Here is a 12,524-nt window from a genome sequence, read left to right on the forward strand (position 1 = left end):
TTTTATTCACGTGTTTTACCCCTCCATGTTACAATTTGTTTCAAAAATCTAGTTCTTTCCTAGATCTCTTAGCGGTCTTTAGTATAGCATAGAGTATGTGATAAACTCGTATCTTTTATATTACAACTATATTTCAATTGAAACACAAATTTATTTAAACTTACATCCCTCAATATGGTCATTTACCAATCCAGCAGCTTCCATGAACGCATATTATGATGCCAAAATTCTATATTAATCTTTATTAACCTTTATTGACTTTAATCTTCTATATAATAGTTTTATTTCATGTATTCTTATTTTCTATATTAATCTATACTGATCTTTTTAAAACGATATTAACTTTTGTGCGTTGAAGGAAAAATGTTGGAAATATCATAAAAATATATTTCCAACGATCTAACCCTTAGCGAGTAGGATGATAAACAAATTATACCACAATAAAATTATTTAACTCGTTCTGCATATATTATAAGTGTCTTTAATGGCTACCCTTGCGACTTCATCCGTGAGGGTATTTTTATTGTCTGTTCGCTTTACAAAACGAACACTAGTTCGGTATAATCTAAGCGAGGTGATCCTTATGAAGCTAATAGCTAAAAAAGAAAATAAAAACGATGTGGATGTTGCTGCTCTATTTAAGAAAAAGAACATCAACCACACTATGCTAGAGCCAAAATACATAGCTAATGATCGCGCATTCGAATTGTGGTGGTACTCTCTTAATGATAAAAACCATATTCTAGCAAAGCATTTATTTATTCCTCACTACTTATTTTATATTTTGATTGAAGAACATGAAGTTTTTGAACCTGCTGATTTTGATTATTATATGAAGCATGGTGAGTTTGCTAATAAAGGCATTGGTTTATGTGGAGGGGATTTTATTGGATATAGATGATATCTGGGGATTGGGAGAAAGTAGTTTGATACTTATTGAAGATGACCTTGAGGACTTGTTGAAGGAGGAAACATCATGAATTTTGCTATTTTGACGGGTAAAGTTATTTCGGAAGTTAAAGTTATTAATACTGAAAATGGGACTCCACTCTGCCGATTTACGTTAGAAGTAGATGATCGCAAGTTCAATTGCATAGTTGCTGGAATGAAAGCTTATAAATTTATGTATGACGTCGAAGAGGATGCAGTCATTACTATAGAAGGAACTATCAATGATCGGATGCAGTTAGTCGTGCAAAAATACAAGATTGATTCAAGACCTAGTTATTTCGGGCAGATATATGATTATAAAGGCAGGAAACTGCCTCATAAAAAAGTTATGTTTTAAATAAAAAAGCCCAATCCGATTAAGGACAGGGCTTTTTGATTTATATGAAGTTAAATTAAACAATGGTAAAAAAAGACAAAAAAATAACCCCTTCAATGGGGCCAGATGGGGCGGCGTACTTAACATACGCTTAATTGTAATAATCGCGTATCATCTGTAAACAGTGTATTTCTACCTGTAAACCAATAATACTACAGACTAAGGTAAATGTAAACAATTATGTTTAGGAACTTTTCTAAGGTTAACGTTCTTCAAGACATAAGAAGCTCTTAGTCTATTAGCTAAAATGTCTGCAGCTTGGATAAGATAATTTTGTGAAGAGTCACAATAATGAGTCGTTATTTCGAAGCTGCTGAAAAAAATCGGCCTATGCATTTTATTATAATTAAAATTGATTATCCCGTTTACAAACTCTTCCTTCACACTTTCAGAAAAACTATATAGTCCGTTGGATGCAGTTCCTTGTTGGTCAATAAATACATTAAACTTAACAGGAACATCTGGATCTATATAATTTTCGCTTATTAGATACTCGATTTTTGTTTTTATCCCTCTTTTTAAAGCATAATCTTTATATCTAGTTCGACTTTCTTTCACAGACATGATGTTGTCATATACATCGTTGTTTCTAATGCATACGCCAAAGCTATGATATTCTTTCAAAACATTATACAAGGAACGTTTATGTTTTGTAGAAAGCCCGCTTGCTTTATATTCTTCGCCCGTTAGCAGTTGTTTATCTATCTTACTTAATACATCTCTATATTTTCTTTTAGCATCTTCTTTACTTTCTTTGTCTAAAAATATGTATCCTGCGTAAATAAAATAATCTTCATTAGAATGAAGGACGCCTGAGTCGTCAACAAAAATAGAAATTTCCTGCATATAATTATCCGCCCGCTTTGTTGTATTTAACTTCTTAATTAATGATATCATATATTTGATAGTAACACTATATAAAAAAAGACCTCCAACCATAATCGGCTAGAGGTCTTTTTCTAAACTGGTCGATTTCGACCACTTTAGAATTTATTTAATTGTCGCTCCTGTGGATTTGGCAGCATAGATTGCTACGTTACCGAATGCACTCGTTTTAATTTGATACACGTCAGTAGCTAACGTTTTGATAATTTCATAATTTAGCCCACCATACTGTGCGGGTGCAAGGAACCCAACTTCTTTACCAGTAGTATATGGTCCTGAAGTTTTGTAAACTCTCCATGTTTTAGCTGATTTGGGAAGGTAGACATGTTTTTTATTAGCTGTTACTGCTACTTTCTTTGTTCCTAAATTCCCATCATTCAAACGTTTTTGAATCTCTTTAATCACTGCACTTGAAGGACTTGAAAGAATACCATCAATAGGAGTGCCAAAGAATGCTTGCATAGTTTCAATGGTTACTGTCCCAATAACTCCATCAATCGGAGCACCTACTAGTTCTTGCAGCTTGCTAACCATTGGGGATGGGATAGATAATATTCCATCTACTGGTGTGCCGAAATACTTTTGTAGCGCTGAATACGTATCGTAACCTGGAATACCATCTTCTTCCAATTTGCCGTTAGCTGTCGGTGTCGCTGTTGTTGCTTTAAATCCATCCACGTCTTGCTCTAACAACCACCCTGTCACTATATCCCCCTTACCAATCAGATAAGCTTTATTGCTTTTAGATTGATCAACTGCTTTTTCTTGCAACACATCATAAGTTTGGCCAATAACAAATTTAGGGATATCGGAACCTGTTTGCCATTGCTTGGCTTGTGTACCAACTTTAATGGTTTTACCTATTGGTTTCAAATTAATATCCGGTGTAGTGTTGCTACCTGGAACTACTTTGCCACTATTTAACGCTGAACGGACCGCATTCATATTGATTCCGGGACAACTATTACTTGCGTGGCCAGAGAACTCTTTATGCCCCCATACGTTTTTAGTTGGAATACCTAGTTCACGCTGTGCTTCTTTACATATAATGTTCCATGATTTTTCTTGTGCTGCAGTAAATTTTCCATTTCCTAACACTGAGATGTTAAAGATATAAGAATTATGGTTACCTACGCCGTTTGAAACCGTATCGTAATCATAATTCCAATCCACATCCCCATTCATGTGGATAACCACATGGTAACCGCCAGTAGTCCAACCATGACTATTCTTCCAGAAACTTTCTAAAATATCCATCGATTGATCTACGTTTACACCTGAGTGATGACGAGCGATATGTGTTACTCGTGATTTAGCTCTTTTTGAACCGCCGCCCATTGAGATTTTACGCCTGTCATTAATTTTAATACCATTAGCTTCACATGCTGTTTTGATTGTCATTGTTCGTTATCCCCTTTCGGTACTTGAGTTGTTTGATAGATACCTACAGCACCTAAACCAGCGATTAAACCGCCTAACAAGTAATCTGGCAACACTTCATTGAACAACCATGCGTAAATCCCTCCAAATAAAATACCCACCACGATAGCAACTATTGGTAGGTATTGGTTATTCACTTTATTTGATTGTTTGATAATTTGAATCAGCCCTGTGATGACTGGTGCTAGTAATGTCGATACGATTATTGCTTGTTCCATCTAAATTTCCCCTTTCAACGTAGCGATAATGCCATCTTTTGTAATGATCATCGCTTGTAATTCTTCTATTTCATCATCTTTTTTTTCTAATGCTAATTCGTAACCCAGAATAACTTGTGCATGAATTTCTTTTTCTTTTTTTAACTCATCTTTCATTTCTCCAAGTTCTTTTCTTAGCTCAGAGACTTCTTTTTTATAACCCATTACCGACTCTCTATATTCTTTAACGACGTCTCTCATCCCAGCAATATATTCAGCTTCTACTTTGCTATCATTCGCTATCCGCGCTTCTTCTGCTTTTTTATCTCCTTCAAGTTTAACTTCTTCCTTTTTGTTTTTCCCTTGGGCTTTAGCCACAAGAACGGGTCCCCAAACACTGGATGTCACACCACCTAAAAAAGTAAAGAAAAGAGATATGATTTGAAGTGCTTTATCAGTCATCTATTTCCCTCCCATATATAACTGGTTTAGCACTGATAATGTTCGTGCTTAACCCAGCTATAATGAGAGTATAGATCCAAGCAGCGTTGTCGTTTCCTTGCAAGAATGAGATGAAGAAAGCAACCGCTAAAAGCAACCATAAAAATAGTAACGTGAAATATAAACTCAATCTTAATTTCGTGTTATCTGTGATGATTCCATATAATTTGACGGAACTCACGATAATAAAAAGCAATCCGAAATACCTTCCACTTACCACTCCTAAAATAAAATTAAGAGCCTCGTAAGCACCTGAATTACTTATCGTTCCAGGCTTCAAAAAGTGGTAGCACCCAAACATGATAGAACCAATAGTGAATATAAAAGAACTTCGTCGTTCTCCGACAAACTTACCAATCTTTTTCATTCTTCACCTTCCTTTTCTCAATATAAAAAGACCTACTCGATTGAGTAGATCTTAGTATTTATAATTTTCAGTTAACGCACAGTTTGGTTCGACTAAATAACATTCATGACATATGCCGCCAAAGCGTTTGTATATTCTTTTTTACCCGATTCACCCCAATGAATGTACTCTGTTCTTGTTGCGATTTTAGATTGATTGATTGTTGAAAGATCCTTTGCCTCAGAATAAGGGAAATTAAAATCTCTATTTAAATGACACCATATAGGTACAATATCTATGCCTGATAATGATTGTTGATAGTTTAAGACATCAGTCATACAATTTTCTATCCATGTTGCAACATAAGTTTCCCACTGTTGATTGCCTGTATCAGTACTACCCCATGATGGAGATGGAATCACCCCGATTTTGCAGTTAGGAGCAACTTTTTTTATTTGTTTAATCATAATTTCAAGCGCTAAACGAGACTGCGCTAGTGCGTCTATACCGTCTTGAGAAATGTCATTGGTACTTAATGCAATTGTAACAAGGTCTGGCATAGCTATTTCTTGTGTAGACACGTAGTAAGCAAAATCGAAAATGTAAAAGTTACCTGTTTTATCGATAGAATCATTGTAACTGACTTCTTGGTTTGACCCTGTATTTCTAAAACACCATTTGGGATTAGTTGACTTATCTGCTTCTGTCGCTAGTTTAAGAAAAGGGTTTAAAGTTAACGTGCTTTCTCCTTTTTCTAATTGTCTAACAATAGGTGAAGTATTATAAGTGTTATCCATACCAATGAAATTTTCAAATTCCCAACCTTCACGTCCTTCTCCACTCATGTTAGCATTAACCATTGTTCCATAAAATGTCGGTGTAACTCCGTATGAAATCAATTTATCTCTTAATTGTTGCGCAACATTTCTGTTTGTTAGACTATCACCAATATTGATTATTTTAGGAGTTAAACCTGTTTTAGAGGTCTTAGAAACACTCTCTTTAGCAATCTCTTTGAAATAATTTTTGGTTTGATCATTATATTGTTTTACTCCAATTTGAAAAGATGTTGGTAATTCCTTGCCATTTAAAAGAATATCTTCATAGAAATAACTAAAACGCGGCTTTGTTGAATCAATTAAAGCTGTTTTTAATGTACTAGTTAAATCTTTTTTTACAGATGCAAATATATTACTTTTATAAAGAGGTAATATTTCATCTTCAATAAAAAACATTTTAGGTGGTAGTAGTAAACGATTTTTAGATTCATTATAGTTTTTTTCATTAACAACTTCGTTTATGTCATTAACAATCTGGTTTATTTCTTCAGGTAATTTTAATGCATAAGGCGTATAAGGTGTAGCAATACTTCCTAATTCCATTTGTGCAAAATCTAATTGGTAATCATGTACATTTATCCTAACAAAATGCGCATTAGCTGGAGTCGTAAAACTGTTAGTTAAAATTCCAGAAACGGTTTTTTGAGACCTATCATAAAATGCACCTCGTAAAAAGAAAACGTCTTTTATAACATAATTTGTGCTAGGCTTCACTGGAATGAACCCGCTGACAGATACAATTGAATCATCTGTTGGTGGTACAAGTAGTCCTGTTGTCGGATTAGCGTAAACCCCTTTTACAATATTGTTTTTATTAAACATGTTTTTACTAGGTAAATAGACTAAAGGTTTAAAATTCAATTTAGTTTCTGGTATACTCGTATCCAAAATTTGGGTTTCATCAACGCTGTTTGCTGGTAACGATCCGCCAAAAGGAGTAACGGGTGTTGCAACAGCTCCTTTTTCTAATTGCGCGAAGTCTAATTGATATTCATGAACATTTATTCTTATAAAACCGCCATTTTCTAAGGTTGTAAACGTATTTGCTGTTATAGGTTGAATAGGGTTTTTATTCTTATCAAAAAGATACCCCCGTTGAGAAAAGACGTTTGTTAGTGTATAAGTTGTGTTTGGTAAAACGGCTATATAATGACTAATAGCAGTAGAAGAACCATCAACGGGAGCTAAAACAACACCGCTGTTGTTGATATAAAATCCTCTTACTACCAATTCTTTATTAAACATATTTTTAGAAGCTACGCCTTTAACGGGTGTGTATTCTAATAAATCAACTTTCAAACTTTTTTCTGGTATAAATGTCCCTTTGGCTGATTCTCTTAAAGCGTCACCAGCTATATCAAACACCTTACCGCCTAAAGTTCTCATATCTACCACTTCCGACGGCAAAGTACCATCGCCAGCGTTCGCAATTATTTCGCTGATTCTTTCATCAGTATGCATTAACTTCGCGATTGATTCTTGTTGATCATTGTCCATCTCATCTAATCTTCCATCTAAACTATCACTTCTACCTCTGGATCTAATGACTTCCATACTAACGTCACCATCAAACGTAGCGTCTTTGTAAACTTGTTCTATACCGTCTATAATGTGTTGTCTCATTTTCGCCATATACGGTTCATTTAAAATTGAATTTAAAATATTTTCAATTGCCAAATATATTCAGCCCTTTCCTAATTTAATGTGCAAACTGCGCGGTAACTTTTTCATATTTTTTAAATTGATTCAACTCAATTCACTCCTTATTCTGGTTGTTCTAATGCTACTAATCTTGCTACTATGTCGTTCAAATTGACCGGACTAGTAACAGTGACCAAATCGAGTTTAGTCTTGTCAGATGCGCTAAAAAGACCACTCTGTGAATGAGTAGCCTCGGTGTAATTCTTTAGTTGATCTAACTTTGCTTTGTCTTCTGGTGTCATGGTTCCAGGAGGACTTCCTGGTACTGGAGTTACTGGAACATAAATCGGTAAGTCTTCTATATTACCGCCTAAATCGTCAATTGCTTTTTTTAAATTTTGCAAAGCTAAACTCGTACCTGTTTCATCGTCTATTTCTAAATTCGTGTTTAAATTATTATATGACGTTTGGATTTCGTTGTATCTATCAACAATTTCTATGTTTGACTCCGTTAATCTAAAAATAGAATTTGCTTGGTTATCCACTATCTTTTGCAAGTTATCAATATTTACTGCACGTTTATTCGATTCTTTTTGGTACTGCGTTAACGTTGGTTGCTTTTCTCCTAGTGTTAAATCAGGGTTGCGAGGATCAATGAAATCAATACCTATTTCTGCAATTTGAATAGGTTCGTCAATTGCTAGAATTGGATTATCTATATAATGCCAATTTCCTTTCTTTAATTGACCTATTCCGCCATTTATTAACGAATAATCCAACGAAGAAACGTTGTATGTTGTTTTAATCGCCTTTTGACTGTCCATGAAATCTCTTGCTTTAGTAAGCAAAATAGAAGGTTCATTTACATCATCGTAATAAGGTTCAGAACTCTTTACCTCACCAAATTCAGCAATCAACTCTTCATCACGAATATACTCAATGCCGTTATTCACTGACTGAATCCCAACTCTTGGTTTGCTTGCGCTGGTATCTTCATCATCTGTGTCAATCGTTGCACCTTTCGGAATCAACACTGTTACCAATCCGCTTGGATCTATATTCTTTTCTAAACTTTTCATGTTTTTGCGCATTTGAATCGTTGGTTCTGCAACTTGCCCAACTTCTGCCAAATAATCTAGATACATACCGCTTTCTTCATAACGCACAACTAGATAGCCGCCTAATCTATCAAGCAACTTATCTTTAATCGTGTCATACGTTTTCTCATAACCTAAATAGCGGTAAAGCGAATCGTTGGGATCTGTTACCGTTACATTACCTACTTTAAAACGTTTATGCGGTTCAGCCTGCGCGTTGTGGCGGTCTATTATTGTCTTAAACAAATCAAAAACGGATATGTTTTGGAAACGTCCGTAAGTTTGGGTAGTGTCATATAGATAAGCCAATACATCTTCGCATTCATACGTTTCTGAGAACATCGAACCACTTGACATAGACTGTTTTAAATTGAATATGCGACCGTTAAACGCTAATTCGTCTGTTTGGTCGTCTATTACCTTAATCAACGTTTGATAAGGCTTAATTCTACCCCACATAGGACTGAACGGGTTAACAGTGAACGTCATAGTAGAAATGCCTTTCGTTTTAAGTTTACCGTTTGCTACTGATGTTTTAGCACCTTTTGGAAAAGGGTTATGGATAACTGTTCCTTCTTTATCATTTGGTCCGTCGTGCAAGGTCAACCAATACATTACTTGACCTCCTTATGCCAACTAAATGAAATCGTTCCGTTACCTGTAATCGTCATTGGATTGTTCCCAATTTCAAGTCTGAAACGTTCTGAATTAGTTGTTCCTGCTGATATTTGAAAGGTTTTATTTCCTTTGCTGATTGTCATTGCTGAACTTGATGTAATCGTTGGAACACTTCCGATAATTCCGACATTAACTAAATCAACTACCTTGCTTCCACTAATCGTAAATGCGGTATCTTGAACGTAATCCGTAATATCTTTCGTATCCCAATAAGGATCATCTTCTGGCGTTTCTTTAATCTTATAAGGGTAAGCGTCAAACTCAATCGTGTATTTCATCATACCTGTTGCGATATCAACACTTGTATCCACATTGATAACTTTAGCCATGTAATAATACAACGGCTCTGAATCGTCCCATAACGGTTCGTGAGTACCTCTTAATAACCAGTTTTCAACTTGACGTTTAACAAAATTACGCTTGATTGGTTCTGGTTCGAATAATTGATACTCATAAGTCAATGGCCTGTTTTTAGCAATCCTTTCACCGAACATCATCGAAAAATCAACCGAACCATGCATACCAGGAATCTCTTCTGGCAGATCCACATCTTCTGGTGGTGGAAGATAACGAGAAATTAGTCTTAATCCAAATTCTTCTGGACTTTTTTGTTTTGTTTTAAACCCCATTATCTATCCCCACCTTCCGCTGTTTGTTGTTTCTGTCCCTAAAAATGTATCTACACCAGGTCCAATCGTTCCAATTAACGCATCGTTAAAGTAGACGTTTCCGTCTTTATTAACGAGTTGTTTCAACAATTTAACCATTTCGCTGTAACTTGTATCCGAAGAAGCGTTAGAACTTCCAGCACTACCAGAAACACTTGATATACTTGTGCTCATTTTGGCATTGATTCCCATTGCCATTTCGGCACTAGGAATTGAATTAACAACACTACTAGCCATATCTCTAGCTGCCTTAATAACTGTGCTAGTGTTGTCTTCCATACCCACTCCAATACCTTCTGGAATATACTTACCTACTTCATCTCGCATAACACGAGAAGGAGAGTGTATTTTAAATGCTCCCTTAACAGCACCAACAATATTTCCAGCGACTTCTTTAGCTTTAGAAATAACGCCACCTACTGCATTACCTATCCCTCTAGCTAACCCAGCCATTAAGTCGTAACCAGCTGTTACTAATCCGCCTCCAGGAAACGCTTCGATAATCGCTCTTAGCAATCTGCCTGCTGCTGAACGCATTTTAGGAGCGCTTTGTTCAATATTTCTAGCCATACCGTTCATTAAAGTGATGATTGCACTCGTTAAACGACCTTGTGCCTGTAATATTCCTCGAACCATTGCATCGACTAAATCCATTGCCGCGCTTACGATTCTGCCTATTTGACTAGCAATCCCACGTAAAAAAGCCACAATCAAATTTACTGCAGAAGCAATAATACGAGGTAGGTTATTCGCAATCCCATTTAGGAAAGCAACGATCACGCTCACTGCTGCAGTAATAATTCTAGGTAAATTGTTAGCAATTCCAGTTAAGAAAGCCGCGATCACATCTACGGCTGCCGTGATAACATCTGGTAAATTATTTGCAATTCCTTGCAACCAAGCAACTAACAAATTAGTTCCACTCGTTATAATTGACGGTAGCTTGTCAGTAATCGCATCTAAAAATGTCGTGATCAAAGTACCGACTGTCTCGACGATTTTTGGCAAATTATCAATCAAACCTTGAAGGAAAGCGATTAATAAATTTGTTCCGGCTAATAAAATTCTTGGTAAGTTAGCGGCTATACTCATTAAAAACACAACGATTAAATTAGTAACTGCTAGTACGAATCGAGGTATGCCAGATGTTAAACCAACAATCAACGAAATTATTAGGTTAATACCAGCTAAAACAATTCGTGGTAAGCCTAATGCCAAACTTCCAAGCAACGCAACAATCAATAAAGTTGCTGAGGCTGCAATAGTTGGGATCAATAACAACATGCTTGCTGTAAATGCTAAAATTAAATGAGTTGCTGCTAAAGCAACTTGTGGCAACCCTTGAGCTAGACCAGAAATAAAACCGGCTATAATAGATAACGCACCCGCAATAATTCCAGGTAACGCTGCGCCAATAGCCGTTAAAATACCCGCTAACATATCGCCTACACTCGAACCGACTTGTCCGCCAGCTTCTTTCACGCCACTAGCTAAACCGCTGAATCCGTCTAGTATTTTTTGAATTCCGGCTTGTACGTCTCCGCCGCCTAATGCTTTGGCAACCAACTCAACTATCTTGATAACTAATCCGATTGGGCCTAATAATGTTAAAGCGGCTGTTTTTAGCAACATGAATCCTATTTCTACCAAGTCCATTGATTTAGCTGCTCGTGCTATCGGATCAACAAACGCCACGAAACCATCTACTAATTTAGTGATAACTCCACCGATTGAACTAGCATTTTTAAATATAGAATTATCAAACAACTCTTTTATTTTATCTTTCGCTTTATCAATATAAGGAGCTAAAGATTTTAATGGACTGATAATTTTCTGAATAATGTTTCTGAATTTCTCGCTAGTTTTGTAGAAATAAACAAAAGCCGTAACCAATGCTCCAACTGCTAATATAACTAAAAATAAAGGACTGCTTAATAAAGCCAAACCAGCTTTTATTGAATTGAGTATCTTTAATTTATTCGCTGCTAAATAAACTGCTCCAAAAGCACTGGCTAGCGTTACGATTGCACCCGCTACTGCATAAACTAACGCGGGATTTTCTGAGAAAGCTTTAGCTAAACCATTAACTACTCCTACAGCTGACTTAGCTGCTGCAATAAATGGAGCTAACAAAGGAGTACCAAATGCGGCTGCTAAGTCTGTAAAGGCTTGTTTAACGTTACCCATAACGTTCTCTAGTCCATCTGATTCTCTAGCAGCTTGACCAGTAGCACCAGCCATTTCTTGCATATTCTTGGCATATTCTAAACGAGTTGCTTGTTTTGTTGCTTCGTCCAGTTTTTGCCACTCAGCTGTTGAACTCACAACACCTTTTTCTATGGCATAGGTTGCCAATTGAGTATCGTTTGCGAATATTCCAATACTTTCTCCTGCCTCATAGTTACCTTTAAGGAATGAACTCAGAGAAGCGTTAGCGTCTTCATAAGCGACATCATAAAAAGCGGCAGCGTCGGCACTTAACGTAACCGCGTCTGTCGCTAACCCCATTGCATCGGCTGTATCCATACCTAACCCTTTAAACATAGATGTCATTTTAGACATAGACGGTTTCAGTCGACTGTTAACCATGCCGAATTCGTCCGCCATCTTATCTATGCTTTTCTGGGCTTCGGTTTGTAAACCACCGAACACTGTTTCAAATTGTGCGTTTGTTGCTGATAACTCTCCAGCTGCTTTGATACTTAAACCAGCAAATGCAGCACTAATACCCACAATGCCTAAAGCAGCGTTTTTAGCCATGTCTAAAGACTGGTCTGATAACTTAGAAACTGAATTACCTATGTTGTTACCAGATTTAATTGCTTTGTTTTCTATGTTATCGAGAGCGCTATTTACACCCTTGTCATTTAAATCAACTTCTATTAATACCTTGCCATCTGACAAA

11 protein-coding genes are annotated in these 12,524 nt (G+C 36.2%); 2 read left to right on the plus strand and 9 right to left on the minus strand.

Going from position 1 to position 12,524, the window contains the following annotated elements; translation table 11 throughout:
- Positions 1–583 precede the first annotated feature (583 nt).
- Positions 584–901, plus strand: a complete 318-nt coding sequence (locus ABS911_RS05585) for a hypothetical protein (RefSeq protein WP_350466704.1) — start codon at positions 584–586, stop codon at positions 899–901.
- A 75-nt stretch (positions 902–976) separates the two neighbouring features.
- Positions 977–1,288: an ssDNA-binding protein gene (locus tag ABS911_RS05590; RefSeq protein ID WP_350466705.1), complete on the plus strand. Its 312-nt coding sequence runs from the start codon at positions 977–979 to the stop codon at positions 1,286–1,288.
- A 198-nt stretch (positions 1,289–1,486) separates the two neighbouring features.
- Here the strand turns inward: ABS911_RS05590 and ABS911_RS05595 are convergent, their stop codons facing one another.
- The 9 genes from ABS911_RS05595 to ABS911_RS05635 all read right to left on the minus strand — a co-directional run bounded on the left by ABS911_RS05595 (position 1,487) and on the right by ABS911_RS05635 (position 12,523).
- On the minus strand, positions 1,487–2,173 hold the full coding sequence (locus tag ABS911_RS05595; RefSeq protein WP_350466706.1) for a DUF3800 domain-containing protein: 687 nt from the start codon (positions 2,171–2,173) through the stop codon (positions 1,487–1,489).
- 144 nt (positions 2,174–2,317) lie between these two features.
- The gene (locus tag ABS911_RS05600; protein ID WP_350466707.1) at positions 2,318–3,613 is read right to left on the minus strand and encodes a peptidoglycan recognition protein family protein; all 1,296 of its coding nucleotides are present in this window, start codon (positions 3,611–3,613) and stop codon (positions 2,318–2,320) included.
- Positions 3,610–3,870 (minus strand): holin, encoded by a 261-nt coding sequence (locus ABS911_RS05605; RefSeq protein WP_350466708.1) that lies wholly within the window; start codon positions 3,868–3,870, stop codon positions 3,610–3,612. The genes ABS911_RS05600 and ABS911_RS05605 overlap by 4 nt, the downstream gene beginning before the upstream one ends.
- Entirely contained in the window at positions 3,871–4,311 is a 441-nt protein-coding gene (locus tag ABS911_RS05610) for a hypothetical protein (RefSeq protein WP_350466709.1), read from the minus strand. It abuts the gene before it with no gap.
- Positions 4,304–4,717 (minus strand): hypothetical protein, encoded by a 414-nt coding sequence (locus ABS911_RS05615; RefSeq protein WP_350466710.1) that lies wholly within the window; start codon positions 4,715–4,717, stop codon positions 4,304–4,306. The genes ABS911_RS05610 and ABS911_RS05615 overlap by 8 nt, the downstream gene beginning before the upstream one ends.
- Positions 4,718–4,809: 92 nt before the next feature.
- Positions 4,810–7,212 carry an SGNH/GDSL hydrolase family protein gene (locus tag ABS911_RS05620; protein ID WP_350466711.1) on the minus strand — a complete coding sequence of 801 codons (2,403 nt, stop codon included), beginning with the start codon at positions 7,210–7,212 and terminating at the stop codon, positions 4,810–4,812.
- 86 nt (positions 7,213–7,298) lie between these two features.
- A complete protein-coding gene (locus tag ABS911_RS05625; RefSeq protein ID WP_350466712.1) occupies positions 7,299–8,888 on the minus strand; it encodes a phage tail protein in 1,590 nt (529 codons plus the stop codon).
- Positions 8,888–9,580 carry a hypothetical protein gene (locus tag ABS911_RS05630; RefSeq protein ID WP_350466713.1) on the minus strand — a complete coding sequence of 231 codons (693 nt, stop codon included), beginning with the start codon at positions 9,578–9,580 and terminating at the stop codon, positions 8,888–8,890. The genes ABS911_RS05625 and ABS911_RS05630 overlap by 1 nt, the downstream gene beginning before the upstream one ends.
- A gap of 3 nt (positions 9,581–9,583) precedes the next feature.
- Entirely contained in the window at positions 9,584–12,523 is a 2,940-nt protein-coding gene (locus ABS911_RS05635) for a phage tail protein (protein ID WP_350466714.1), read from the minus strand.
- Position 12,524 lies beyond the last annotated feature (1 nt).

This window comes from Carnobacterium sp. (assembly GCF_040274425.1).

What these genes read in the sequence shown, in the direction of transcription:
- ABS911_RS05585 (WP_350466704.1), top strand. Translation starts at nt 584, where the DNA reads ATGAAGCTAATAGCTAAAAAAGAAAATAAAAACGATGTGGATGTTGCT.
- ABS911_RS05590 (WP_350466705.1), top strand. Translation starts at nt 977, where the DNA reads ATGAATTTTGCTATTTTGACGGGTAAAGTTATTTCGGAAGTTAAAGTT.
- ABS911_RS05595 (WP_350466706.1), bottom strand. Translation starts at nt 2,173, where the DNA reads ATGCAGGAAATTTCTATTTTTGTTGACGACTCAGGCGTCCTTCATTCT.
- ABS911_RS05600 (WP_350466707.1), bottom strand. Translation starts at nt 3,613, where the DNA reads ATGACAATCAAAACAGCATGTGAAGCTAATGGTATTAAAATTAATGAC.
- ABS911_RS05605 (WP_350466708.1), bottom strand. Translation starts at nt 3,870, where the DNA reads ATGGAACAAGCAATAATCGTATCGACATTACTAGCACCAGTCATCACA.
- ABS911_RS05610 (WP_350466709.1), bottom strand. Translation starts at nt 4,311, where the DNA reads ATGACTGATAAAGCACTTCAAATCATATCTCTTTTCTTTACTTTTTTA.
- ABS911_RS05615 (WP_350466710.1), bottom strand. Translation starts at nt 4,717, where the DNA reads ATGAAAAAGATTGGTAAGTTTGTCGGAGAACGACGAAGTTCTTTTATA.
- ABS911_RS05625 (WP_350466712.1), bottom strand. Translation starts at nt 8,888, where the DNA reads ATGTATTGGTTGACCTTGCACGACGGACCAAATGATAAAGAAGGAACA.
- ABS911_RS05630 (WP_350466713.1), bottom strand. Translation starts at nt 9,580, where the DNA reads ATGGGGTTTAAAACAAAACAAAAAAGTCCAGAAGAATTTGGATTAAGA.